Annotated in this window: 23 protein-coding genes; 11 read left to right on the forward strand and 12 right to left on the reverse strand. The window is 72.8% G+C overall.

Translation table 11 applies throughout. The annotated features are described in order from the left end of the window. Window positions 1-112: 112 nt before the first annotated feature. Window positions 113-1,990, forward strand: a complete 1,878-nt coding sequence (locus tag NE234_RS19525) for a bifunctional metallophosphatase/5'-nucleotidase (protein WP_252781886.1) — start codon at window positions 113-115, stop codon at window positions 1,988-1,990. Between the two features lie 17 nt (window positions 1,991-2,007). Here NE234_RS19525 and NE234_RS19530 read toward each other — a convergent pair whose 3' ends face one another. Beyond that, window positions 2,008-2,304, reverse strand: a complete 297-nt coding sequence (locus NE234_RS19530; protein WP_252781887.1) for a hypothetical protein — start codon at window positions 2,302-2,304, stop codon at window positions 2,008-2,010. Window positions 2,305-2,380: 76 nt separating this feature from the next. Then, window positions 2,381-3,346 (reverse strand): amidohydrolase family protein, encoded by a 966-nt coding sequence (locus NE234_RS19535; protein ID WP_252781888.1) that lies wholly within the window; start codon window positions 3,344-3,346, stop codon window positions 2,381-2,383. A 117-nt stretch (window positions 3,347-3,463) separates the two neighbouring features. Between NE234_RS19535 and NE234_RS19540 the strand changes: the two genes are divergently transcribed. The 4 genes from NE234_RS19540 to NE234_RS19555 all read left to right on the forward strand — a co-directional run bounded on the left by NE234_RS19540 (window position 3,464) and on the right by NE234_RS19555 (window position 7,115). Beyond that, complete coding sequence (locus tag NE234_RS19540) at window positions 3,464-4,081, forward strand: TetR/AcrR family transcriptional regulator (protein ID WP_252781889.1); 618 nt, start codon at window positions 3,464-3,466, stop codon at window positions 4,079-4,081. Window positions 4,082-4,162: 81 nt separating this feature from the next. Then, window positions 4,163-5,641 (forward strand): FGGY-family carbohydrate kinase, encoded by a 1,479-nt coding sequence (locus tag NE234_RS19545; protein WP_252781890.1) that lies wholly within the window; start codon window positions 4,163-4,165, stop codon window positions 5,639-5,641. Between the two features lie 116 nt (window positions 5,642-5,757). Further along, a complete protein-coding gene (locus tag NE234_RS19550; protein ID WP_252781891.1) occupies window positions 5,758-6,774 on the forward strand; it encodes a tellurite resistance/C4-dicarboxylate transporter family protein in 1,017 nt (338 codons plus the stop codon). Window positions 6,775-6,911: 137 nt separating this feature from the next. Beyond that, window positions 6,912-7,115, forward strand: coding sequence for a hypothetical protein (locus NE234_RS19555; protein WP_252781892.1), 204 nt, complete (start codon window positions 6,912-6,914; stop codon window positions 7,113-7,115). 8 nt (window positions 7,116-7,123) lie between these two features. Here the strand turns inward: NE234_RS19555 and NE234_RS19560 are convergent, their stop codons facing one another. Beyond that, window positions 7,124-8,353 carry a saccharopine dehydrogenase family protein gene (locus NE234_RS19560; protein ID WP_252781893.1) on the reverse strand — a complete coding sequence of 410 codons (1,230 nt, stop codon included), beginning with the start codon at window positions 8,351-8,353 and terminating at the stop codon, window positions 7,124-7,126. A gap of 114 nt (window positions 8,354-8,467) precedes the next feature. On the opposite strand from NE234_RS19560, the gene NE234_RS19565 reads away from it, so the two are divergent. Together NE234_RS19565 and NE234_RS19570 are read left to right on the forward strand one after the other, a co-directional pair. Next, a complete protein-coding gene (locus tag NE234_RS19565) occupies window positions 8,468-9,217 on the forward strand; it encodes a TetR/AcrR family transcriptional regulator (RefSeq protein WP_252781894.1) in 750 nt (249 codons plus the stop codon). An 83-nt stretch (window positions 9,218-9,300) separates the two neighbouring features. Next, window positions 9,301-10,872 carry a serine/threonine-protein kinase gene (locus NE234_RS19570; RefSeq protein ID WP_252781895.1) on the forward strand — a complete coding sequence of 524 codons (1,572 nt, stop codon included), beginning with the start codon at window positions 9,301-9,303 and terminating at the stop codon, window positions 10,870-10,872. A gap of 5 nt (window positions 10,873-10,877) precedes the next feature. Here NE234_RS19570 and NE234_RS19575 read toward each other — a convergent pair whose 3' ends face one another. The 8 genes from NE234_RS19575 to NE234_RS19610 all read right to left on the reverse strand — a co-directional run bounded on the left by NE234_RS19575 (window position 10,878) and on the right by NE234_RS19610 (window position 18,799). Beyond that, a complete protein-coding gene (locus NE234_RS19575; protein WP_252781896.1) occupies window positions 10,878-11,726 on the reverse strand; it encodes an FHA domain-containing protein in 849 nt (282 codons plus the stop codon). A 302-nt stretch (window positions 11,727-12,028) separates the two neighbouring features. Beyond that, the gene (locus NE234_RS19580; protein ID WP_252781897.1) at window positions 12,029-12,781 is read right to left on the reverse strand and encodes an SDR family NAD(P)-dependent oxidoreductase; all 753 of its coding nucleotides are present in this window, start codon (window positions 12,779-12,781) and stop codon (window positions 12,029-12,031) included. Then, window positions 12,778-13,722, reverse strand: a complete 945-nt coding sequence (locus NE234_RS19585; protein WP_252781898.1) for a fumarylacetoacetate hydrolase family protein — start codon at window positions 13,720-13,722, stop codon at window positions 12,778-12,780. The genes NE234_RS19580 and NE234_RS19585 overlap by 4 nt, the downstream gene beginning before the upstream one ends. Before the next feature lie 24 nt (window positions 13,723-13,746). After that, window positions 13,747-14,685: a VOC family protein gene (locus NE234_RS19590; RefSeq protein ID WP_252781899.1), complete on the reverse strand. Its 939-nt coding sequence runs from the start codon at window positions 14,683-14,685 to the stop codon at window positions 13,747-13,749. Next, window positions 14,682-15,713 (reverse strand): amidohydrolase family protein, encoded by a 1,032-nt coding sequence (locus tag NE234_RS19595; protein ID WP_252781900.1) that lies wholly within the window; start codon window positions 15,711-15,713, stop codon window positions 14,682-14,684. The genes NE234_RS19590 and NE234_RS19595 overlap by 4 nt, the downstream gene beginning before the upstream one ends. Then, window positions 15,710-16,837, reverse strand: coding sequence for an FAD-dependent oxidoreductase (locus NE234_RS19600; protein ID WP_252781901.1), 1,128 nt, complete (start codon window positions 16,835-16,837; stop codon window positions 15,710-15,712). Before NE234_RS19600 ends, NE234_RS19595 begins: the two co-directional genes overlap by 4 nt. Window positions 16,838-16,854: 17 nt before the next feature. Continuing rightward, entirely contained in the window at window positions 16,855-17,817 is a 963-nt protein-coding gene (locus tag NE234_RS19605) for a cyclase family protein (RefSeq protein WP_252781902.1), read from the reverse strand. After that, the gene (locus NE234_RS19610) at window positions 17,807-18,799 is read right to left on the reverse strand and encodes a fumarylacetoacetate hydrolase family protein (protein ID WP_252781903.1); all 993 of its coding nucleotides are present in this window, start codon (window positions 18,797-18,799) and stop codon (window positions 17,807-17,809) included. Before NE234_RS19610 ends, NE234_RS19605 begins: the two co-directional genes overlap by 11 nt. Window positions 18,800-18,923: 124 nt before the next feature. Between NE234_RS19610 and NE234_RS19615 the strand changes: the two genes are divergently transcribed. From NE234_RS19615 to NE234_RS19625, 3 genes are read left to right on the forward strand one after another with little or no spacing between them, the layout of a single operon-like run. Then, complete coding sequence (locus tag NE234_RS19615) at window positions 18,924-19,841, forward strand: LysR family transcriptional regulator (RefSeq protein ID WP_252781904.1); 918 nt, start codon at window positions 18,924-18,926, stop codon at window positions 19,839-19,841. 35 nt (window positions 19,842-19,876) lie between these two features. Then, the gene (locus NE234_RS19620) at window positions 19,877-20,629 is read left to right on the forward strand and encodes a glucosamine-6-phosphate deaminase (RefSeq protein ID WP_252781905.1); all 753 of its coding nucleotides are present in this window, start codon (window positions 19,877-19,879) and stop codon (window positions 20,627-20,629) included. Beyond that, window positions 20,626-21,747, forward strand: a complete 1,122-nt coding sequence (locus tag NE234_RS19625) for an N-acetylglucosamine-6-phosphate deacetylase (protein ID WP_252781906.1) — start codon at window positions 20,626-20,628, stop codon at window positions 21,745-21,747. The genes NE234_RS19620 and NE234_RS19625 overlap by 4 nt, the downstream gene beginning before the upstream one ends. A gap of 34 nt (window positions 21,748-21,781) precedes the next feature. Here NE234_RS19625 and ppsA read toward each other — a convergent pair whose 3' ends face one another. Beyond that, window positions 21,782-24,172: a phosphoenolpyruvate synthase gene (ppsA, locus tag NE234_RS19630; protein WP_252781907.1), complete on the reverse strand. Its 2,391-nt coding sequence runs from the start codon at window positions 24,170-24,172 to the stop codon at window positions 21,782-21,784. Between the two features lie 246 nt (window positions 24,173-24,418). Here ppsA and NE234_RS19635 point away from each other — a divergent pair, with 246 nt between their 5' ends. Next, window positions 24,419-25,015 (forward strand): CBS domain-containing protein, encoded by a 597-nt coding sequence (locus tag NE234_RS19635; protein WP_252781908.1) that lies wholly within the window; start codon window positions 24,419-24,421, stop codon window positions 25,013-25,015. Window positions 25,016-25,054: the final 39 nt, after the last annotated feature.

Raw genomic sequence — 25,054 nt, forward strand, 5'->3', positions numbered from 1 at the left:
TGCCAAGGTTCGGAGGCTCCTATAGGAGATTTTCGCCGATATGTACCACGGTGTCCGACCGCTAGGTTTGGCCTTCGTCTCAACCCGCGGGAAGTAAGGAACGCCGTACGTCATGCAGAGATCAGGGGGACGTTTCAGCCCGGTGCCGCGATGGTGCTCGTGCCGGGTCCCGGCCGACGCCGCCGAGGGCGGCGGCGTCGAGGGCGGCGGCGTCGACCGGCGGAAGGTGCTCGGCGGCCTGACCGCCGCGGGCGCGCTCGCCCTGGCGGGCTGGCCGGGGTCGGCCGAGGCGGCGACGGCCGGCAAGGGCGGGAACGGGCCGGTGACCATCACGATCATGGGCACCTCCGACATCCACAGCCACGCCGTCGACTGGGACTACTACAACGACGCGGCCTACAGGGACAGCGCCGGCAACGTGGTCGGCCTGGCGCGGGTGTCGAGCCTGGTCAAGCAGATCCGTGCCGACCGGGGACGCGGGCGGACCCTGCTGTTCGACGCGGGGGACACCATCCAGGGCACCCCGCTCGGTTTCTACTACGCCACCGTCGAGCCGATCACCGAGACCGGCCAGGTCCACCCGATGGCGCTGCAGATGAACGCCCTCGGCTTCGACGCCGTGGCGCTCGGGAACCATGAGTTCAACTACGGGCTGCCGCTGCTGCGCAAGTGGATCGGCCAGATGCGCGCTCCGGTGCTGGCCGCCAACGCCGTGCACGCGGGCACCGACCGGCCGGCGTTCCGCCCGTACATCATCAAGACGATGCGCGTGCCGGGCCATCCGCCGATCCGGGTCGGCCTGCTCGGCCTGACCAACCCCGGCGTCGCCATCTGGGACAAGGCGAATGTCTCCGGCAAGCTTGACTTCCTGGACCTGATCGAGACCGCCAAGAAGTGGGTGCCGATCATCCGCGCGCAGGGCGTCGACGTCATGGTCGTCAGCGCCCACGCCGGTGACAGCGGCCTGTCCTCCTACACCGGCGACATCCCGGTGGAGAACGCCTCGGCCATGGTGGCCGAGCAGGTGCCCGGCATCGACGCCATCCTCTTCGGCCACGCGCACAACGACGTCCCCGTACGGTTCGTGACCAACAAGGCCACCGGTCAGAGCGTCGTGATGAGCGAGCCCAAGTGCTGGGGCCAGCGGCTGTCGGTCTTCGACATCACGCTGACCCGGGACCGCGGCCGCTGGAAGGTCACCGGCAAGTCCGCCACGACGGTGAACACGAACACCGTCCAGGAGGACCCGGCGCTCGTCGCCGTGGTGAAGAAGCAGCACGACGCGGTGGTCGCCTACGTCAACCAGGAGGTCGCCACCTCCACCGAGGCGATGTCCGCCGCGGAGTCCTGCTGGAAGGACACCGCGATCCTCGACTACGTGCACGTCGTGCAGATCGCGAAGGTCAAGGAGGCCCTCGCCGGCACCGCGTACGCGTCGCTCCCGGTCGTGTCGATCGCCGCGCCGTTCAGCCGCCTCGCCACCTTCCCGGCCGGCAAGGTCACGATCAGGGACATCGCCGGTCTCTACATCTACGACAACACCCTGCTGGCCAGTGTCCTGACCGGCTCCCAGATCAAGGACTACCTGGAGTACTCGGCGCAGTACTTCGCCCAGGTCGCCGCGAACGCCCCGGTCGACCCGGCGTCGTGGACCAACGCCCACGGCCGTCCCGACTACAACTACGACCAGTTCTCCGGCGTCACCTACGACATCGATCTCGCTCAGCCGGAGGGCTCCCGGATCCGCGATCTCGCCTACAACGGCGCGGCGGTCACGGGGGACCAGCAGTTCGTGGTCGCGGTGAACAACTACCGCCAGTCCGGCGGCGGCGGCTTCCCGCACATCGCCACCGCCCCGGTCGTCTACAACGCCCAGGTGGCGATCCGGGAGGCGATCGTCGCCTACGCCTCCGCCGCCAAGACCATCGACCCCGCGACCTTCCACGAGGAGAACTGGAGGCTGGTCCGCGACGGCGCGCCGGTCTTCTGAGCGGTTCCCGGGGCACCTCAGGGACGAGGTGACGTACGGGTCCAGCGGTGAGCCTGCGGGCGCCTCCTCACGGCGGCGTCGCATCGCGGGCAGACCCGCTGGACCCGGTCCGCCCAGCCGCCCGACTCCGGGATGATCTCCTCCCAGGGGACGTGCGGGAACCGGAGCAGCCGCGTACGGCTGAGCGCCAGCCCGCACAGGGTCTGATTCGTCCCGGCGAGCCACGCGTGGACCTCACCCGCCGGCGCCCGCACCCCGTCGGGGTCGGTCCAGCTCCCGGACGCGGCCACCGCCGCCTGCCTCTTTCCGGCCACACGCCTGCCCTGCCCCGCTACGACCTCGCGTAACGGCGACGCCGGTCGGTACGGTCGCCACCGCGAGCGCCGCGGCTCAGCCTTCGGCGTCCGCCAGGCGCTCGGCGAGGCGGGGAAGGATGCGAAGCGCGTTGGTGCCGGCGACACGGGCTCCGAGCCTCGCTCCGAGCAGGCGCGTCAGATCGTGTTCGCCGGCCTGGTCGCGGTCGAACAGCCCGTCGGCGTAGAGCCAGTCGGTCCCGAACAGCATCCTGTCCGTGCCGACCGCGTCGACCATGGTGTTCACCTGCACGGGGGAGTCGGCCACCGCGACGTCGTAGTAGACCGACCGCAGGTATTCCCGTATCGGGCGCCGCACCAGCTCCCGATACGCGGCGACGACCCGGGGTGCTGCGGCGATCCGGTGCCCGAGGTAGGGGACGGCGCCACCGCCGTGCGACAGGATCCAGTTGATGTTCGGGTAGCGGTCCAGGACCCCGTTGAACACGAGGGTCATGAAGACCCGCGTGGTGTCGAACACGTACTCGCCGATCCAGTGCTGCCAGGGGAGATCCGGCGTCTCCTTGGGCTCGACCGGGTGCAGCAGGACCGTGGCGGCCCGCGCATCGAGTGCCTGGTACACCGGTTCCCATCGCGGGTCTCCCACGTAGGTCCCGTCCACCTGCGAGACCAGGTACACCCCGTCCAGGTCGAGGTCGTCGTAGATGTGGTCGATCTCGGCGAGGGCGGCGTCCACGCCCGGCAGTGGGACGGCGCCGAAGACGCCGAACCGCCGTGGATGCCGGCGGACGACGTCGGCGCCGATGTCGTTGACGTTCCTGGCCAGCTCGCTCGCCTCATGTTGATCGCCGAAGTAGACCCCGGTCTCGGCCAGGCAGGAGAGCACACCGGTGTCGATGCCCCATTCGTCCATGAACTGGAGATGAGCCTCGGGGGTCCAGGGCGCCAGGTCGACCCCGCCGGTCCAGTTGATGCCGTGGCGGACGAGGGCTTGCACGTAGGGCTCGGGCAGGAAGTGGGTGTGGACGTCGATCGTGGGCACCGGAACCGCTCCTCGTGAAAGTTTGGATAGATCTCTCCAGAACCGTAGGGCCGATTTTTTGGAGAGTCAACACCAGAATCCGGTAGGGTCGGCGTCGAGGAAGGGGTGAGGCCGGTCGTGGCCGAGAGGTGGACGGCGAAAGGGGCCGCGACGCGGTCCCGCATCATCGATGCGGCGGCGGCGCTGATCTACGAGCGTGGACTCGCCTCGGTCGGGATCAACGATGTCCGGGAGGTCACCTCCACCAGCCACGGGCAGATCTTCCACTACTTCCCCGGCGGCCGGGCCGAGATCCTGCGGGCCGTGGTGGAGCGCCAGACGCGGCAGGCACTGGACGACCAGCGTCCCGAACTCGACGCGCTCGATTCCTGGGAGTCATGGCAGGCATGGCGCAGCCGGCTGCTCGCGGTGCACTCGGCCCGTGGCGCCGCCGGCGGCTGCCCACTGGGCTCGCTCGCCGCGCAGATGGCGGAGAGCGACCCGGAGGCCGCGCGACTGATCGACGCCGGGTTCGACGCCTGGGCCGCACACTTCGAACGCGGACTCGACACCATGCGCGCGAACGGTGACCTGGAACCGACCACCGACGTGCCCGCACTCGCGCGCGCCATCCTCGCCCTCGTGCAGGGAGGATTCGTCCTCATGCAGGCGTCACGATCCATCGAGAGGCTGTCACAGGCCCTGGACGCCGCGCTGCTCGTGCTGCGCGGGAACGCGACCGATGGGCAGGGCTGACCGCGTCGACCGCACCGACCACCGAGCCGCCATGCGGGGACCCGGTCGTACGGCCGCGTTCCCGGGAGGAGGGGATGCCGGATGAGCCTGCTGCTCGGAGTCGACATCGGCACGTCCAGTTCCAAAGGAGTGCTGACCACTCCGGACGGCGAGGTGGTCGCGACGGCGGTGCGCGAGCACGCGGTGTCCCGGCCGCGTCCCGGCTGGGCCGAGCACGACGCCCGTACGGTCTGGTGGGCCGGGTTCGCCGCCGTCACCCGCGAGCTGCTCGCGCGGGCCGGCGCCCCGATCGCGGGCGTCGGCGTCAGCGGCATCGGGCCGTGCGCGCTGCCCGCGACCGCCGCCGGTGAACCGCTGCGACCGGCGATCCTCTACGGCGTCGACACGCGCGCGGTCGCCGAGATCGAGGAGCTGACCGCGCGCTACGGCGCCGAGACCGTCATCGAACGCGGCGGCTCGCCGCTGACCACCCAGGCGGTCGGGCCCAAGCTCGCCTGGCTGCGCCGCCACGAGCCGGAAGTGTGGGAGCGCACGCGGCGGCTGTTCATGGCGAGCTCCTACCTCGTGCACGAGCTGACGGGGGAGTACGTCCTCGACCACCACTCGGCCAGCCAGAGCTCGCCGCTGTACGACAGCCGCGAGCACGCCTGGATCCCCGACTGGGCGGCGGAGATCGCCCCGGGCCTGGACCTGCCGCCGCTCGCCTGGCCCGGCGAGGTCGTCGGCGTGGTCACCGAGACGGCGGCCGGTCGAACGGGTCTTCCCCCGGGGATCCCGGTCATCGCCGGCACCATCGACGCGTGGGCCGAGGCGGTGAGCGTCGGGGTCACCGAGCCCGGCGACGTCATGGTGATGTACGGCACGACGATGTTCCTCATCGAGGTCCTCGCGGCACGCCGCACCTGGCCGGGCCTGTGGGGCACGGTCGGCGTGACGCCCGGCACGTACGACCTGGCGGCGGGCATGGCGACCTCGGGCGCGGTCACCGACTGGCTGCGGCAGCTGACCGGCGCGGAGTACGACGAGCTCACCGAGGAGGCGCGCGCGGCCGGGCACGGGGCGGGCGGGCTGATCATGCTGCCGTACTTCGCCGGCGAGCGCACTCCGCTGTTCGACCCGGACGCGCGAGGACTCGTCCTCGGCCTGACCCTCGACCACGGCCGCGGGCACCTCTACCGGGCGGCCCTGGAGGGCACGGCGTTCGGCGTCCGGCACAACCTGGAGGCGATGCGGGCGGCGGGCGGCGAGGCCAGGCGGCTGGTCGCCGTGGGCGGCGGCACCAAGGGCGGGCTGTGGACGCGGATCGTGTCGGACGTGCTCGGCCGCTCCCAGGAGCTGCCCTCGGTCACGATCGGCGCCTGTTACGGCGACGCGCTGCTGGCCGCGCGCGCCACGGGCCTGTCGGACGGCGCGGGGTGGAACCCTCCCGCGGGCGTCGTCGAGCCCGACCCGGCCGCCGGACGGATCTACGACGCGCTGTACGAGCTGTACCGCGGCCTGTACCCCGCCACCCGCGAGGCGGCCCACGCCCTGGCCGCCCTCTCCCGCGACCCGGCCTGAGCCGAGCCGCCCCGGCCCTCCGGCCCTCGACGAAGGCCGACGCGGTCGGCGGGTGAGCGGCGCGGCCGGGGCACGGGTGGGTGAACTCCGGTCTCGCCGGCGGTTCACTGGTAAGCGTGGGTGTCCTCGACCTCGCCTGCTTCGCCGTGGTCATGGCCACCGGCGTCGTCTCGGTCGGCGTCGGTGACCAGGGCCTGGGCGTCCTGTCCGGCGCTCTGCTGTGGACCGCCGTCGCGGCGTACGCCGTGCTCGTGGCCGTGACCGGATGGCGTGCCGTCGCCTGCCGGTCCGGCCTGTGGGCCGAGCTGACCGACCCGCGGCGCGCCTTCGGGTCCTTCACGTTCGTCGCCGGCACCGACGTGCTCGGGACCCGGCTCGCCGCGGCGGGACAGGAGCGGATCGCGCTCGCGCTGCTGGCCATCGGCTGCCTGGGCTGGCTCGTCCTGGGGTACCTCGTCCCCGCGGCCGTTCTCCGGGACCGGGCGGACCGGCCGGGGCCGGTCGGCGCCGACGGGACGTGGTTCCTGTGGACGGTGGCCGTCCAGTCCGTGGCCGTCCTCGCCGCGACCCTCGAACCGGTGAGTCCCGGGCTCCGGTCCGCGCTGGCGCCGGCCGCCATCGTGTCCTGGGCGGTGGGCGTCTTCCTCTACGCCGTCACCGGTGTCCTGGTCGCGGTGCGGCTCCTGTTCCGCCCGCCGCGCCCGGAGGACCTCACCCCGCCGTACTGGGTGGCCATGGGCGCCACCGCGATCACGGCCCTGGCCGGGGCGCGCCTCGTCCGGATGACCGACGCGCCGGCGATCGAGACCGTCCGGGGCGCGGCGGCCGCCTCGGTGGTGTTCTGGGCCTTCGGGACCTGGCTGATCCCCGCCCTGGTGGCGGCCGAATGGTGGCGGCACGTGACCCATCGGATCCCCCTGCGCTACGACACCGCCCTGTGGTCGATCGTCTTTCCGCTCGGCATGTACGGCGTCGCGAGCCGCGATCTCGGGCGGGCCGAGCGCTTCCCCCTCATGCGCCTCATCGGTGACGGCGCGATGTGGGTGGCGCTGGCGGTATGGGGACTGACCTTCGCCGCCATGCTCGTCCACCTCGCGCGCGGACCGCGTGGCACGCCGTCCGCCGGAGTCTGACCTGGTCTCCGGCGGGGCGGTGCCCTCCCGGCGTCGACGGCCGGGGGCGTAACGTCGGAGGTGAGGCGCCCGCCTCGTTCACCGACCGGCCTCACGCGGATGATGCCCGCACACGACTCAGGATCCCGGGAACGGCGATGCCAACGCTGATCGCCGGACTTCTCCTCGGCCTGGTGGCGGGCCTGGTCGCCGGCGTGCTGGTGGGCCTCGTCGTCGGGCTCGTCGTGTTCCTGACGGCCGGGCTCGTGGCCGGGCTGATCGCGGGCCTGCTCCTCGGCCTCGTCCTCGGGCTGGCCGTCGGGTTGCTGCTGGGGAGCTTCCTGGGCCGATCACGCCGATGACCGCCTCGTCACTGCTCGCGCATTCCCCAGGGTGAGCCGTACTCGCTCAGCAGGTCGAGGAAGGGCCGGGCCGGGAACGCCTCGGGGCCGAGCACGCCGGTGCCGGTCCAGGCACCGGTCGCGACGAGTTCGAGGGCCACCACCGGGTTGACCGCGGTCTGCCAGACCACGGCCTGGGAGCCGTACTCGCGCATCGACCACTGGTTGTCGACGACGTGGTAGAGGTACACCTCGCGCGGCCGCCCGTCCTTGGCGCCCTTCACCCACGTGCCGGCGCAGGTCCTGCCGTGCATGCGGTCGCCGAGTCCGGCCGGGTCGGGCAGCGCGGCGGCGACCACGTCGCGCGGGGAGACCGCCGCGGGACCGCGGTCGGTGGTGACGGTGAGCGGGGCGGTGCGGTCCAGGCCGAGGTCGTGCAGGGTCCTGAGCTTGTCGATGAAGTCCTCGCCGAGTCCGTACTTGAAGGTGACGCGCCCGGCGTCGACCCACCGGGGGACCAGGAGCACCTCCTCGTGCTCGACGTTGACGCACTCGACCGGGCCGATGCCCTCGGGGAAGTCGAAGACCTCGGGCTCGCTGAAGGGCGCCGTCGTGAACCAGCCGCGCTCCTTCTCGTAGATCACGGGCGGGTTCAGGCACTCCTCGATGGTGGTCCAGATGCTGAAGGAGGGCGCGAAGTCGTAGCCGTCCACGGTCAGGTTCGCGCCGTCGCGGATGCCGATCTCCTCGATCTCGTCGAAGAGCTCGTCCGCCGCGTACCGGGCGAAGACGTCCGACAGGCCGGGCTCGACGCCCATGCCGACCAGGGCCAGGAGCCCGGACTCGCGGTACTCCTCGGCGCGCGCGAACTGGTCGTCGCCGAGCTTGACCCCGCACAGCTCGTACGGGCGTTCCGGGTGCGGATGGGACAGGGACATCGCCATGTCGAGGTAGTGCGCGCCGGCGTCGTGAGCCGCCTCGAACAGCGGCAGGACGAAGCGGGGGTCGGTCGCGTTGAGCAGTACGTCGCAGCGGTGCTCGCGCAGCAGGGCGGCGACCGCGGCCCGGTCGCCGGCGTCGACTCTGGCGGAGCCGAAGCGCGACCCGGTGGTCCCCGGGGTCGTCACGGCGGCCACCGCGGCCTCCGCGCGGCGGAGGTCGTAGTCGGCGACGACCATGTGCTCGAAGTAGTCGCGCCGGGCGGCGATCCGAGTGATCGCGGAGCCGACGCCTCCCGCGCCCACCAGCAGAATTCGCACGGAGATACATCACCTTTCGCGTAGTTCATGGGCATATGAGCGGTTCGCTCGCTTGAGACCGATCCAACGGCCGATCCCCCCATAACGTCAACCCTGTTGGCATAAGCTCGGTCCATGGCGAAGAAGGTGGTGCAGGACGGAGAGCGCCGGCGGCGCCGGCGGACCAAGCAGGGCCTGGTGCTCAGCCACGACCTGATCATCGAGACGGCGCTGCGCCTGCTGCGCGAACACGGCGCGCAGGGCCTCACCGCGCGGCGCCTCGGCCTGGCCCTGGGCGCGGACCCCAGCACCGTCTACCGGTACTTCGACGGCATGGACGACCTGATCCTCGCCCTGGCGGACGAGCTGATGGGGCGGGCCGTCTCCGGCTGGAGCACGACGGGCGACTGGCGGCGCGACCTGCGCGAACTGGGACTGCGCATTCACGCCACCTACCTCGCCCACCCCCAGGCGGCCGTGCTCACGGCCGCCCGCGTCAGCGGACGGTCGCAGGAGATCGCCGCCGACGAGGCGATCCTGGGACTCCTGCGCGGCGCGGGGTTCCCCGACCCGTCGGCGGTGCGGATCTACCACGCGTTCATCGACCAGGCCCTCGCCTTCGCCGCGCTGGACGCCGCGACGCTGACCCTCCCGGAGCCCGCCCTCCGCGCCGACCGCACGATCTGGCGCGCGACGTACGCGCGGCTCCCGGAACGAACGCATCCCCACATCACCGCGGTCGCGGACCTGCTGGCCGAGCAGATGAACTCCAGCGCCTTCCCGGTGGCCCTCGACCTGCTGCTCGCCAGCGCCGCCTCCGACCTCGCCTCCGCCGCGCTCGGCGGCCGCGCCGCGGAGGGCGATGACGGCGGCGGAGGGCGGTAACGAAGTCATACAGTCCGGCTGACTTCCTGTCCGGAACCGGGAAGATGGTGCCCCGGCGTGCCCTGCGAAGCGGAGGAGACGGGATGGCGTCAGGTCGCACGAGGCTGGAGCCCCTGTCCCGGCACGACCCTCGGCGGATCGGCGGATACGCGCTGCTGGGACGGCTGGGGAGCGGCGCGATGGGCCGGGTCTACCTCGGCCGCTCGGCGTCGGGGCGGCTGGTGGCGGTCAAGACGATCAGAAGTGAGTTCGCCGGCGACGCGGACTTCCGCTCCCGCTTCGCCCGCGAGGTCGCGGCCGCCGGCCGGGTCAGCGGGGTGTTCACGGCGGCGGTGGTCGCCGCCGACCCGGAGGCCGAGATCCCGTGGCTGGCCACCGCGTACATCCCGGCGCCCTCCCTGGAGCAGCTCGTACGGACCTGCGGGCCGTTGCCGGTGCCCGCCCTGCGCTGGCTGGCGGCCGGATGCGCCGAGGCGCTGGAGTCGATCCACCAGGCGGGACTGGTGCACCGGGACCTGAAACCGTCCAACGTGCTGGTGTCGATCGAGGGGCCACGGGTCATCGACTTCGGCGTGGCGCGGGCGACCGAGCGCGTCACCGCGACCGCCACGCACCAGGCCGTCGGCACCCCGGCGTACATGGCACCCGAGCAGGCGCGCGACAGCCGGCAGACGACGCCGGCGAGTGACGTCTTCGCGCTCGGCTCGACCTTACTCTTCGCCGCCACCGGGCACCCGCCGTACACGGGGAAGTCGGTCACCGACGTGCTGCTCCGCCTGGCCAGTGATCCGCCGGACCTCACCGGAATGCCGGACGAGGCGGCCGACCTGCTGCTGGACTGTCTCCGCCGCGACCCGGCGGACCGTCCCGCGGCGGGCGCCCTGCTGGCCCGGCTGGCGGTCGAACTCGACGGCAGCGGCGCGGCGCCGCTGCCCTTCGAGGCGCTCTCCCTGCTCGAGGAGTACCGGCGGGAGCCTCCGCCGGTGGAGTCGCCGGCGGACGACCGCGCCGCCGAGGACACCCTGGACTCGCCCACCTCCGTCCGGGCGCCCGACGGACCGCCTCCCGCCGGGCGCCCGGACGGCTCCGGCGACTCGGATCCGCGCCGGCCGGGCCGTTCCGGCGGCTCGGAGTCGCGGCAGGATCGTTCCGGCGTCCTGGCGTCACGGCGCACGGTGGCGTCCCGGCGGGTCGGCAGGGGCGGGCGCGTCCTCGCGGCTCTGCTGGGAGCGGGCGTGGCACTGCTGATCGGGGTCGGACTGGGCCGGATGGACGACGATGACCGGCCACGACAGCCGGCGGGCCCGCCCCCGCCCGGCGCCGCGCCTCCGGGGGCGCCCGGCGTGGCGCCTACGGCACGGCCGTCGGGACGCCCACGGATCACGTTGAACCAGCCTTACGGTGACGGGCGCACCGGGTTCGTCGTCCACGGCGCCGGCCTGACCCCCGGCCGGCCGGTCGGCATCCGCCTGGACCGGAAACGGGTGGCGGCGGTGACACCGGTCGTCGACTTCGCGGGCACGTTCAACTACGTGATCAATCAGAGCCACGAGTTCTTCCCCGGCAAGATCCCGCCCGGGCGTCATCGCGTCACCGTGACGGTGCCCGGCGTGGACCGCCCCCTGGAGCTGGAGTTCACCGTCAACGACCTGTAGCCCGGCTATCGCGTACGGTCCCACCACAGGTCCTCCTGCCGGGAGCACCAGGACGGATCGGCGAGGCGCTCCAGATCGGCCGGGGTGACGATGGCGTGCTCGATCAGCACGCCGACGACCACCTCGTCGGACAGCCGGGTTCCGGCCCGCGCGAGCCCGCGTGAATTGATCTTGCGGCGGAGCACCTTGAGATGTTCGCCGACACGGGCCGCGAGCCGGTCGCGGAAGACGGGGTCGTGATCGAACTGCTCGATCTCGTAGAACGCGTCCGTCACCTCCAACGCCGCACGGGCGATCTCCGGCGTCCGCGGCAGCGGAGTCGTACGGGTCGGGTCCAGCAGCCACGGCCGGCACAGCAGGAGTGCCACCAGGAAGAGCTTGGTGTGCGGATCCAGGTACAGCGGCAGGAGCGTCGAGTCGTCGTCCGCCCGTCCCGCAGGGGGAGTCCTCAGGGCGTCGGTCACGGCGGCGAGCACGGTCACGCGTACGGCCTGGCCCTCGTCGAGCATGGCCCGCGAACCGACAAGCGTCGCCCCCGTCCTGATGAACCAGCCGGCGGACGGCTCGCCGCCCGCCTCCATCGGCGGCAGCCGGATCTGGTAGCCCTCGCTCTCGGCGTACAGCGCGTGGGTCCGGCTGAGATTGGCCACCCACGCGCCTCCGCACAGGGCGCTGATCATGCCCGCCCGGCGGGAGAGTCCCCGGTCGGCGGAGATCACCAGGTCCGCGTCCGGTCCCCGGCCGAACACCAGGCGTTCATGCTCGGCGAGCTCCCGGACGGACCCGGACGGCGCCGTGACGCGCGTGACGGCGGGCGGCGTGGCGCGCGGTGTCATCGGGGCACCCTGGCTCATGGCCGCCGAGTGTAGGACCGGCGCGTCCGGCCCGGCCATCCCCGAATCCGGGGGTAGCCGTGGGCGCCCGCCCGGGGCTTTGCTGTGAGAGCCCCGGAAGTGTGGACGTCACGTGCGGGGGCCACCTGTTCCATCATCGCCGGCTCATACCGGGCGCGCGGGGGCGGTTCGGTAGGGGCGGCACCGTCCGGGGCGACCCGGAGCATTCTGGAGGGGTGCTCCGGGTCCACCCTGGCTGCCCTGACCCGAGTCGCGGGAAGACGGGTCCTGGACGGTGACGGTCGTCTACGGCGAGCCGTCGATCATCGTTCCCTGACCGCGTCGGAGATGGACTTGGTGCCGCCGTGGGCGGTGAGGCCGCCGTCGACGGGGATGTCCGCCCCGGTGATGAAGGACGACTCGTCGGACAGCAGGAAGGCGATCACGGCCGCGACCTCCTCCGGTGCGCCGGTCCGGCCGAGGGGCGTCTCGCGGATGTTCGCGTCGCGGAAGGCGGGTGCGGCCGAGGCCGTCATCGGGGTGTCGATGAAGCCGGGATGGACGCAGTTGACCCGGATGCCGCGCGGACCGAACTCCACACAGGCGGCCTTGGACAGGCCGCGCAGCGCCCACTTGCTCGCGGTGTAGGCGGCCGGGTAGTGGCCGGTGAGCGCCGCGGCGGACCCGACGTTCACGATGGACGACCCGGGCGGCATCAGCGGTGCGAGGTGCTGCATGCCCAGGAGCGGCCCGGTCAGGTTCACCGACTGGAGGCGCTCCAGGTCCGCGACGGCCAGGTCGTCCACCCGCGCTCGCCAGGTGACGCCCGCGTTGTTGACCAGGCCGTCGACGTGCCCGTACGCGTCGCGCAACCGCTCCGCGAGTGCCGCCCACGCGCCGGCGTCGGCCACGTTCATCGGGCGGCGGACGACGCCCGGCGCGTCGCCGGCCGCCTGTTCGTCCACGTCGACGGCGATGACCGTGGCGCCCTGCCGGGCGCAGGCGGCGGTCGCGGCCGCGCCCTGGCCGCGCGCGGCCCCGGTCACCACGATGATCTTCTCTGCCAGCCTGGTCACGGGCGGCTCCGGTCGCGTCTGCGGCCGCGCGGTACGGCGACGGGGTCGGGGCCGGGGACGACCGTGTTGGAGATCGTGCCGATGCCCTCGGCGGCGAGCGTCACCGTGTCGCCGGGCCGCAGCGGCGGCGGAGTGCGCTCACCCCGCAGGCCCCACAGCTCCGCGAGGCAACCGCCGTTGCCGCACGTCCCGGAGCCCAGCACGTCGCCGGGCCGCACCCACGTGCCCCGGGAGGCGTAGGCGATCATCTCCTCGAACGTCCAGCTCATGTTGGACAGCAGGTCGGTTCCGACGACCTCGCCGTTGATCTCGGCGGTGAGCGCGAGGCGGAGGAGGCCGTCCGCGTCCCGGTAGGGCTCCAGCTCGTCCGGGGTCACCAGGTACGGGCCGAAGGTGGTCGCGGTGTCCTTGCCCTTGCAGGGGCCGAGGCCGACCTGCATCTCGCGGGACTGGAGGTCGCGCGCGGACCAGTCGTTGAACAGCGTGTACCCGGCGATGTGGTCGCGGGCCTGCTCGGGGGTCAGGTCGCGGCCCTCCCGGCCGATGACCACGGCGACCTCGAGCTCGAAGTCCAGCGCCCCGCTGCCGGGCGGCACCGGCACGTCGTCGCCGGGGCCGATCACCGCGTAGGGGTTGGTGAAGTAGAAGGTCGGGGCGTCGTACCAGGCGTCGGGCACGCCCGCCGCCCCGTCGACGCTGCGGCGCACCCCCTCGACGTGCTCCTCGAAGGCGACGAAGTCCCGGACGGTGGGCGGTCGCAGCGGTGCCAGCAGGCGTACCTCGGTCAGCGGGACGGCCGCCCCGGCCGGAGGCGGGTCGGTGAGGCCGCCGGAACGGATCAGGTCGAGCAGGTCGGTGCCGTCGGGGAAGGGGCGCACCGCGGCGTCCTCGACGACGCCGCAGCGTTGTGAACCCCGGTGTTCGTACGTGGCGATGCGCATGGGTCTCCTCGAAGGGGCGGGCGGTCAGACCGGCGGGGCGACGAAGCAGCCCTGGTCGGGGTCGTTGAAGGACTCCTTGGCGACGAACTCGTTCATCGCGTTCGCGGTGCCCCACTGGTCCGTGACCTCCGGCTGGGAGAAGTCGTAGACGTGCGGGTGCCAGGTGTCCTCGTCCAGCTCCTCCAGCTCGGTCGTGTACTCCACCGTGTTGCCGTGCGGGTCGAGGAAGTAGGTGAAGGTGTTGTCGCCCGCGAGGTGCCGGCCGGGCCCCCAGATCTTGCGGAACCCGGCGCGGATGACCCGTCCGGAGCCGCGCATGTACTCGTCGAGGCCGCGCATCTCGAAGGAGACGTGGTGCAGGGAGGTGTGCGGGCCCTGGGCGATGGCCATGCTGTGGTGCTGTGAGCTGATCCGCATGAAGTGCATGACCTCGCCCATGCGCGGATGGCCGAGCGTGTCCGAGAGACGGAAGCCCAGGTGGCGTTCGTACCACGCGCGGGTGCGGTTCAGGTCGGGGGAGTTGAGGACGACGTGGGAGAGCCGGACGGGGATCGACTCGCGTTCCTCGATGCGCCGGTGCCGCCGGGCGGCGACGTCGGCGGAGACCTCGATCGTACGGCCGTCGAGGTCGAAGAACCGGAAGCCGTATCCGCCGCCCGGGGTGTCCAGCCGCCCCGGCTCGGAGATCGGCCGGACACCGTCCGCGATCAGCCGCTCGGCGAGGGCGTCCACGTCGGCCGGGGACGCCGCCCCGTACGAGACCAGGTCCAGGCGCTTCTCCTCGGCCTTGCGGAGCCGGACCACGTACTGCTCGGGGCTGCCCTCGGCGGCGAGGAACGCGATGCCGGAGTCCTCGGCGACCTTGGTCAGGCCCCACACGCCGGCGTAGAAGTCGAGCTGACGGTCGTAGTCGGGCACGGCGAGGTCGACGTGCCGCAGATGGGTCAGGGGACGATCGGTCATGACTTCTCTCCTGAGGGGAGGCGCAGCAGCGCGGCGGCGTTGGCACCGCGTACGGCGTCGTGGTCGGTGTCGGGCAGGCCCGCGGCGCGCAGCGCGCCCAGCGGGTCGCCGGCGCCCATGTCGAACGGGAAGTCCGAGCCGAGCAGCACCCGGTCGGCTCCCGCGACGCGGACGAGCTCCCGCAGCACGTACGGGTCGTGGACGAGGGAGTCGAAGTACAGGCGCCGCAGGTACGCGCTGGGCGGGTGCGCGCAGCCGTGGGCGTCGGCGCGGGCCCGCCAGGCGTGGTCGGAGCGGCCGATGTGGGTGGGCAGGTAGCCGCCGCCGTGCGCGGCGATGATCTTCAGTCCGGGGTGCCGGTCCAGGACGCCGGAGAAGATCAGGTGTGACAGGGCGACGGCGTTCTCGGTCGGCTGGCCGACGGTGTTCGACAGGTACCACCGGTCCAGGCGCTCGTCGAGGGTGCACCCGAACGGGTGCAGGAACACGATCGCCCCGGTCTCCTCCGCGCGGGCCCAGAACGGCTCGTAGGCGGGGTCGGACAGCTCCCGGCCCGGGCCGTGGCCGGAGGACGGGGCGTGGCTTGAGATCTCCACGCCCAGCAGCCCATGATCGAGGGCGTCGTCCAGCGCCTCGGCGGCCAGGTCCGGGTGCTGCAGCGGTACGAGGCCCAGCCCGTACAGCCGGCCGGGGGCCTGGGCGCAGTGCGCGGCGGTTCCGGCGTTCGCGAGCCGCCACACCGTACGGGCCAGGTCCGGCTCCGCCCAGTAGTGGTAGTGCGAGGGGGAGGGCGAGACGAGCTGGACGTCCACGCCGGCGGCGTCCATCGCGGCCAGCCGCGCCGTGACGTCCGTGAGCCTCGGGATCCGCTCGCGGATCATCGTCCCGCTGACGGCGAGGGCGTCGGGGCCGTTGCGGCGGGCGTCCAGCTCGCGGGCGGCGGCCAGGCCCGGCCGCCCGGCGACGGCCTCCTCGACCTGGGGCAGCAGGACGTGCGCGTGCACGTCGATCGTCGGGATCTCGGTCACGGGTGCTTCTCCAGTGCGGTCAGGGTGCGGCCCATGAGGCCGGGCACGTCGGCGTCCCGTACGCCGTCCATCAGCCACCGGCACAGCTGCACGGAGCCCTCCACGACCATCCGGACGCGGGGGAGACGGCGCCGGTGGTACTCCGTGAGGGCGTCGCTCAGCGCGTCGTCGCCTCCGGTGAGCAGTTCGGCGAGGACCAGGGCGTCCTCCAGGGCCATGGCGGCGCCCTGGGCCAGCGTCGGCGGGCAGCAGTGCGCGGCGTCGCCGACGAGCACCACGCGGCCGCGGTGCCAGGCGTCCTCGACCAGCATCTGGTCGAACCAGGTGTAGTTGACCTGCTCCGGGTCGGTGATGGACTCGCGGATCCGCGCCCAGGCACCGCCGTACCCCTCGGCGAGCCGGCGCATCTCGTCGGCGTACGCGGCGGGGGCGACGGCGCCCCGGTCGCGGTTGGGCTCGACCAGGTAGGCGTAGACGGTGTCCGGTCCGGTGGGGCAGTAGCCGGCGATGTAGCAGGGACCGCCGTAGGTCAGGTCGGTGCGCTCGACGTCCGCCGGGCGCGGTGCGGGGACGCGCCAGATCGCCATGCCGATGGGCTCGGGCCGGTCCGGGACGCCGGCCAGCGCGCGCGTCGCCGACGCGCGGCCGTCGGCGGCCACGACGAGGTCGTACCGGCCGGTCGTGCCGTCGGTGAAGACGACGTCGGCGCCCTCGGCGTCCTGGTCCAGGCTCTCGACCGTGGTGCCGAGACGGACCCGCGCGCCGGACGCGCGGACGGCGTCGGTGAGGATGCGCTGCAGCACGGGGCGTTGCATGCCGACGGTGGCGGGCAGGTCGGGGCCGCCGGTGCGGAGGTCCTCGGCGACGTGCAGCACGGTCCCGTCGGGCGCGGTCAGCCCGACGGTGTCGAAGGCGAAGCCGTGCGCGCGGATCTCCTCCCAGACGCCGAGCTCGCGAAGGACGCGCAGCGCGTTGCCCTGCAGGGTGATGCCGGACCCGCGGACGTTCCAGCCGGGCTCGATCTCCACGAGGTCGACCTCGACGCCGGCCCGGCGCAGCAGCACGGTGACCGCATTGCCGGACGTCCCTCCTCCCACGACGAGCACCGTGCGGACACTGGGCATGGCCGGCTCCTTCCGGGTCACTTGACGGCGATGGGGTTGACCGGAGAGCCGACGGCTCCGGTGATGGGCAGCGGCGCGGCGGTGAGCCAGAACTCGTACGTCCCGTCGGCGGCGCAGTCGGCGGCGAGCGCGTCCAGGTCCCACATCTCGCCGATCAGCAGCCCGATGTTGGGGATGGCGACCTGGTGCAGCGGCTGGAAGGCGTGGTCGAACTCGTTCGGCCGCACCTCGAACCCCCATGTGTCGGTGGCGATCGCGGCGATCTGGGTGCGGTGCAGCCAGCCGGCGGTGGTGAAGGACAGCCCCGGCGACGGCCCGCCCGCGTACTCGCCCCAGCCCTCGCGGCGCGCCCGCGCCAGCCGCCCGGTCCGCACACAGACGATGTCGCCGCGGCCGACGACGACCCCGTGGTCCTCGGCCGTCGCGGTGAGGTGCTCCTCGGTGATGGCGAAGCCGTCCGGCAGTTCGCCGTCGGCGCCGACGACCCGCCCGACGTCCAGCAGGACGCCGCGCCCGGCCACGTGCGGGGCCATGTGCTCGATCCCGGTGACGAGGTCGCCGTCGGAGGTGACGACCTTCTCGGCCGGGCGGCCGTTCCACGCCTTCCCGTGGTCGAAGATGTGCCCGAGGCCGTCCCACTGCGTGGAGCACTGCAGCGGCATGGCGATGACGTCGTCGGCACCGCCGATCCCGTGCGGGAAACCCTGGTTGCCCAGCGCCGCGTCCGTACCCGTGTCCAGCATCGTGTGGACCGGGTTCGTCCGCCGGCGCCAGCCCTTCTGCGGCCCGTCCATGTCGAAGCTCTGGGACAGCGAGAAGCTCACACCCCGGCGCACCAGCGCGGCGCCCGCCCGGCGCCTGTCCTCGGTGAGGAAGTTGAGGGTGCCCAGGCGGTCGTCCGCGCCCCAGCGTCCCCAGTTCGAGTACGCCCGGGCCGCCTCGGCGATCGCGGTCTCCGGGTCGGTGCGGTCAAGCGTCATCGCCGGCCTCCGCGACGCAGCGGGTGCGCTGGGCGCCCAGCCCGGTGATCGTGCCGTCCATGACGTCGCCGTCGCGCAGCAGCCGCCCCCAGTGCATGCCGTTGCCGGCCGGGCTGCCGGTCAGCACGAGGTCGCCGGGCAGGAGGGTCGTCGTCTGCGACGCGTACGAGACCAGCCGGGCGATGTCGAAGATCATGTCCTGGGTCGACTCGTCCTGCATGATCTGACCGTTGAGCCGCAGCGTGACCCGCAGGTTCCCCGGATCGCCGGCGAACCCGGCCGGGACCAGCCACGGCCCCAGGGGCGTGAAGCCCGGCGCGTTCTTGCTGCGCAGCCAGTCGGCGCCGATCTCGGGCATGTCCCGGCGGAAGACCAGCTCGCGGGCGGTCAGGTCGTTGGCGATCGTGTACGCGGCGACGTGCGCGAGCGCCTGGTCGGGCCGCACGCGGGAGGCCGGACGGCCGATGACGGCGGCCAGCTCCAGCTCCCAGTCGGGCTTGCGGCACCAGGACGGCAGGACCACGTCGTCGTACGGCCCGGTGATCGCCGACGGGAGACCGATGAACAGGTACGGCTGGTCCTCGGCCGCCCGGCGGTCCATCATCGCCGCGGTCTCGGCCCGTACCTGCTCGGCCGGTCGCCCGCCCTCCGGCTCGTGGGCGACGGCCAGGTCGATCACGTGGGTGCGGTAGTTGGCGCCCGACTGGAAGACCTGCCGCGGCTCGACCGGCGCGTGGACGCGCAGACTCTCCAGCGGCAGCCAGTCCAGGCTCGCGTCACCGGCCAGCTCGGCCAGGTGCGGGAGGACCTCGTCCCAGCGCTCCAGCAGCGCCCGCACGTCGGGCAGGCCGAGGGCGGCGGTGAGATCGAGCACCCGGCCGTCCGGCACGACCAGGCCGGGGAACGGGGGACGTTCCGGTGCGGAGAGGGTTCCAAGGGCGAACGGACCGGAGAACCCCGTCGCCGCGGCTGTGGATTTCACGTAGATGTCCTCCTGATTACGGTGCGACTAATCTGAGGCCACCGATGTGGATAAGGGAAATCGATTGTTCTGATCCCGGCCATCCGCGCGGTGGATACCGACGATCGATCTCTACGGGGCAGCCGTGAACCTCGCCAGCCTGGACCTCAATCTCGTCATCGCCCTGCGCGCCCTGCTGGAGGAGCGCAACGTCACGCGGGCCGGGCAGCGCGTCGGCCTCAGCCAGCCCGCGATGAGCGCGGCGCTGGCCCGGCTGCGCCGCCACTTCGACGACGACCTGCTCGCGCGGGTCGGCGGCCGCTACGAGCTGACGGCCCTCGGCATGGCGCTGAGGGACCGGACCGGCACCGCCTGCGACCTGCTCGAACGGGTCTTCAGCAGCCGCGCCGGGTTCGACCCCGCCCGGGAGGAGCACGAGTTCACGCTGATCGCCAGCGACTACGCGATCGCCGTCTTCGGGGCCGAGCTCACCCGCGTCGTCCACGCCGAGGCGCCGGGCGTCCGGCTGCACTTCCGCAAGCCGACGGCCGACATCGTCGAGCACACCGGAGCGGTGCTGAGCACCTCCGACGGTCTCCTCATGCCGCACGGCGTCATCGGCGGCTTCCCCGCAGTCGAACTGTTCACCGACCGCTGGGTGTTCGTCGTCGCCGAGGACAACCCGGAGGTCGGCGAACGGCTGAGCGCCGAGGACCTGTCACGGCTGCCCTGGGTGACGTACCAGCGGACCTACGACGCCCCCGCCGTCCGCCAGCTCAGCATGCTCGGCGTCGAGCCGCGGGTCGAGGTGTCCGCGGACTCGTTCATGGCGCTGCCGTTCCTCATCGCCGGAACCCGCAGGATCGCCCTCATCCAGGGGCTCCTCGCCGACCGGCTGCGCGCGACCGCCCCGATCCGCGTGCTGGCGCCCCCGTACGAGGCCGTCCCGCTCCGCGAGGCCCTGTGGTGGCACCCGGTCCACACCCACGACGCGGCGCACCTGTGGCTCCGCGAGGCCGTGGCCCGGGTCGGCGCCGGCGTGACCTCCCCACCGGCACGGTGATGAGGTCTCACGGACGGGGAGTACCGTTGCCGGCGATGACAGAGGGACAGCGGCCGGGCGCCGCGACGTACGAACCCGTCCTCCGCCGGTTCCCCGATGCCGAGGCACTGGGGAGCGCCGCCGCGCGGGACATCGCCGCGGCGATCGCCAGACGGCTGGAGACCCGGCCCGAAGTTCGGATGATCTTCGCCGCGGCGCCGAGCCAGGAGGCGACGCTGCGCGCGCTCGCGGAGCATCCGGGCGTCGACTGGACGCGGGTGACCGCCTTCCACATGGACGAGTACCTCGGCCTGGGCAGCGGCGCCCCGCAGCGCTTCGGCACGTGGCTGCGGCGGGCGTTCTTCGACCGGGTGCCGCTCGGCGCGGTCCACCTGATCGATCCGGGCGCGCCCCCCGAGGCGTACGCCCGGCTGCTGGCGGCCGCGCCGATCGACGTCACCTGCCTGGGGATCGGCGTCAACGGCCACCTGGCGTTCAACGACCCGCCCGCCGACCTCGACGACCCCGCGCCCGTCAAGATCGTCGAACTGGACGAGGTCTGCCGCCGTCAGCAGGTCGACGACGGCTGCTTCGCGGCCCTGGACCAGGTGCCCCGCCGGGCGATCACCCTCACCGTGCCGGCGCTGCTGTCGGCCGAGGAGATCTTCTGCATGGTCCCCGGCGCCCGCAAGCGCGAGGCGGTGACCGCCGCGCTGCGCGGCCCGATCGGAGGGCACCTGCCCGCGAGCGCGCTGCGCACCCACCCCCGCTGCGTCGTGTACGTGGACGAGGAGTCCGCGCCCCGATGAGGATCAGCGGCCGGGATCCGGCGACCGGGCGGACGCTGCGCGTGAGCGTCGAGGACGGGCAGATCGGCGCGATCACCGAGACGGACGCGCCCACGGACCTGTGGCTCGCGCCCGGCCTGGTCGACCTGCAGGTCAACGGGTTCGCCGGGCACGACGTGAACGCCGCCGACGTCGACGAGGCCACGGTGACCGCGCTGGTGGACGCCTTGCGCCGCGTGGGGACGACCACGGTGGTCCCGACGATCGTGACCGCGCCCGAGGAACGCATCCGTGCGGCCCTGTCCGCGATCGCGCGGGCGCGCGGGGCCGACCCGCTCGTCGCGCGCGCCATCCCGTACGTCCACGTCGAGGGGCCGTTCCTGTCGGCGGAGGACGGCCCGCGCGGCGTGCACGACGCGCGCCACCTGCGGCCCGCCGACATCGAGGAGCTGCGCCGCTGGGGCGATCTCGTCCGCATGGTCACCATCTCGCCGCACGACGAGGCGGCGATCGACTTCATCGCCCGCGCCACCCGCAGGGGCGTGCGCTGCTCGATCGGGCACACCCACGCCACGCCCGAGCAGATCACCCGGGCCATCGACGCCGGCGCCGAACTCGCCACGCACCTGGGCAACGCCACGTACACCGTGCTGCCCCGGCATCCGAACCACCTGTGGACCCAGCTCGCCGACGACCGCCTGCACGCCGGGTTCATCGGGGACGGCCACCACCTGCCCGCCGACACGTTCCGCGCCATGCTGCGCGCCAAGGGCGTCGAGCGCTCCCACCTGGTGTCCGACGCGACCGCGCTGGCGGGCATGCCGCCGGGGCGCTACCGGACCCCGGTCGGCGGGGACGTGGAACTGTCGGCGGACGGCCGCCTGTCCTACGTCGGCACGCCGCTGCTGGCCGGCGCCTCCCGTTCTCTCGCCGACGGCGTGGCCACGGCGATCACGATGGCCGGCCTGACCCTCGCCACCGGGCTGCGCCTCGCGACGGCCAACCCCGGACGTTTCGCCGGCGGCCGCGGCCTGCTGCGGCCCGGCCGGCCCGCCGACCTGATCACCTTCGCCTGGCAGCCGGGGGACTCCACGCTGGACGTCCGCGAGGTCCTCGTCGCCGGACACCCGGTGACCTGACCGCCCATCTGCGCATGGACTCCGGCCCCCGGCCTCACAGCCGGGGGAGATCGCGCTCGGCCGCGGCCACGTTCTGCTTGACGGTGAGGAAGCTGTCGGGCGTCACGGAGATCGAGTCGATGCCCGCGCGCACCAGGATCCGGGCGAAGTCGGGATCGTCACTCGGGCGCTGCCCGCACAACCCGACCTTGCAGTGCTCGGCGTGAGCGGTGGCGATCAGCTGCTGGATGCTGCGGGTGACCGCGGGGTTGCGCTCGTCGAACAGGTGTGCCAGCGCCGCCGAGTCGCGGTCGACGCCCAGGGTGAGCTGTGTCAGGTCGTTGCTGCCGATGGAGAAGCCGTCGAACCGTTCGGCGAAGGAATCGGCCAGGATGACGTTCGAGGGGATCTCGGCCATCACGAAGACCCGCAGCTCGTTCTGCCCTCGCGCCAGGCCGTTCTCGCTCATCACCTTCAGGACCTGGTCGGCCTCCTCGACGGTCCGGCAGAAGGGGATCATGACGACCACGTTGGTGAGGCCGATCTCGTCGCGGACCCGCCGGATCGCGCGGCACTCCAGGGCGAACCCGTCCCGGTAGGCGTCGCTGTAGTAGCGGCTGGCGCCGCGCCAGCCGAGCATCGGGTTCTCCTCGCGGGGCTCGAAGCCCCGCCCGCCGATGAGCCGGGCGTACTCGTTGGTCTTGAAATCGCTCATCCGGACGATGACGGGGTCGGGCCAGCGGGAGGCGGCGATGCGGGCCACGCCGTGGGCGAGCCGTTCGACGAAGTACTCGGGCTTGTCGTCGTAGCCCAGGGTCAGGTCCAGGATCCGCCGCCGGTCCTCGGCGTCGACGGCGTTGAGGCGGAGCAGCGCCATCGGATGGATCTTGACGTGGTTGTTGACGATGAACTCGATGCGGGCCAGGCCGACGCCGTCGGCGGGCAGGCGCCACCAGCGGAACGCCGCCGCCGGGTTGGCCAGGTTGAGCATCACCTTCGTGTCCGTCCGCGGGACGTCGGTCAGGTCGAGGTCGCGCTCCTCGAAGTCGAGCGTTCCCGCGTAGACGAAGCCCTGGTCGCCTTCGGCACAGGACACGGTGATCGGCCGGCCGTCCGCGAGGGCGGTCGTGGCACGTCCCGTGCCCACGATGGCCGGGACGCCGAGTTCCCGGCTGACGATGGCGGCGTGTGAGGTCCGGCCGCCGTGGTCGGTGACGATGGCGGCGGCCCGCTTCATGATGGGTTCCCAGTCGGGGTCGGTGATCTCGGTGACGAGGACCGCGCCGGGGGAGAAACGGTCGATCTCCGCGGCGCTGTGCAGCACGCGGACCTGACCGGTCGCGATGGCGTCCCCGATCGCCAGGCCGGTGACCAGCCGTTCCCCACCGGCGCGCAGCCGGTAGGAGTGCAGCAGCGCGGCCTCGCGACGGGCCTGGACGGTCTCGGGCCGGGCCTGGACGACGAAGAGCCCGCCGTCGGCGCCGTCCTTGGCCCACTCGATGTCCATGGCGACGCCGTAGTGGCGCTCGATGTCGGTCGCCCATCGGGCGAGCGTGAGGATCTCGTCCTCGTCGAGGACGAGTCCGCGGCGCTCCTCCTCATCGGTCTCCACCGTGCGCGTGGCCGCTCCGCCGGCGCCGTCGGCGTACACCGTCTTCCGCTGCTTGCGGCCACGGGTCCTGGACAGGACCGGCCGCACGCCGGGCCGGCCGAGGAGCGGTTTGAAGACGAGGTACTCGTCCGGGTCGACCAGCCCGCCGACGACCGTGTCGCCCAGGCCCCACGCCGCGTTGATCAGCACCGAGTGCGGAAAGCCGCTCTCGGTGTCGATCGAGAACATCACTCCCGCGCCGGCCAGGTCGGATCGCACCATCCGCTGGACGCCGATCGACAGGGCGACCTTGAGATGGTCGTAGCCGAGTCTCTCCCGGTAGTCGATGGCCCGGTCGGTGAACAGGGACGCGTAGCACCGCCGGCACGCGGCGAGCAGCGCCTGTTCCCCGGTGACGTTGAGGAAGCTCTCCTGCTGACCGGCGAAGCTGGCCTCCGGCAGGTCCTCCGCCGTCGCGCTGCTCCGTACGGCCACGTCGGGGTCGGCCCGCCCGAGGTCGTTCCCGAGACGCCGGTAGGCGTGGACGATGGCACGAGCGACATCCGGGGGGAGGTCGATCTCCGCGAACGCCCGCCGGACGGCCCGGCCGACGGAGGCCAGTCCGGCTCCCCGGTGCAACCGGTCGATCTGCTCGGCGACCCGTTCGCGGAGGCCGCCCACCGCGAGATACTCCCGGTACGCCTCGGCCGTCGTCGCGAATCCCCCGGGGACGCGGACGCCCGCCGCCGCGAGATTCCGGATCAGCTCGCCGAGCGAGGCGTTCTTGCCGCCGACGACGCCGACATCAGCGCGGCCGAGCTCGGGAAACCAGACGACACGGTCATCGGTCCGCACGACGGGCCACCTTTCTCGTTTCATCGGCGGGAGGCACGCAAGGCGCCGACGCGATACCGGTTCGGTCCTCCGGTTCCAGGCTCTGCCCGCAGAAAGCCGGGTGACCAGGGTCGATGGTCCTTCGGCCGCCGCTCCGGACCCGCCGCCCGGGACACGACCGAGGCCGTACGGACGTCCCCGCGGGACCTTCGCCCTCTGGCGCCCGCCGGAACCGGGCGGTGCGATGGAGCCCTGGAGGTGACCGGCATGCTGGTGCATGAGGTGATGACGGCCCCCGTGGTCACCGTGCCGCGGGACTGGACGGTCCGGCAGGCGATCCGCCTCCTCTACGAGGCGGACATCACGGCCGCGCCGGTCGTCGACGAAGAGGACCGGATGGTCGGGATCGTCAGCGAGATGGATCTGCTGCGCGGGCAGTTCGAGGCGGACCCACGGGCCTACCTGCGTCTCGCCGCGCCGCCCGAATCATCGCCGCCGACCGGGGTCGAAGAGGTCATGACACCGAACGTGCGGACCGCGCGGGAGACCGACGACGTCCTGGGCCTCGTCGAGGTGATGATCACCACCGGGGTCAAGAGCGTTCCCGTCGTCCGCGACGCGGCGCTGGTGGGCATCGTGAGCCGTCGTGACCTGATGGGGATCCTCGCCCACGGAGACGAGCGGATCCGCGACGACGTGCGGGCGGCGCTCCGGGAACTGTCCGCGGAGACCGCGGCGACACGGGTGACGGTGCATGAGGGTGTCGTCGAACTGCGAGGGGACGGCGACGAGAGGACGGCGCGGATCGCCGACGTGATCGCCCAGACGGTGCCGGGTGTCGTCCGTGTCGTTCACCGTCCGTGACCCGGGGAAGCGGGGAGACCGTCATGACGCTCGTACGGG

Source organism: Actinoallomurus rhizosphaericola (assembly GCF_024055675.1).
Classification (GTDB): Bacteria; Actinomycetota; Actinomycetes; order Streptosporangiales; family Streptosporangiaceae; genus Actinoallomurus; species Actinoallomurus soli.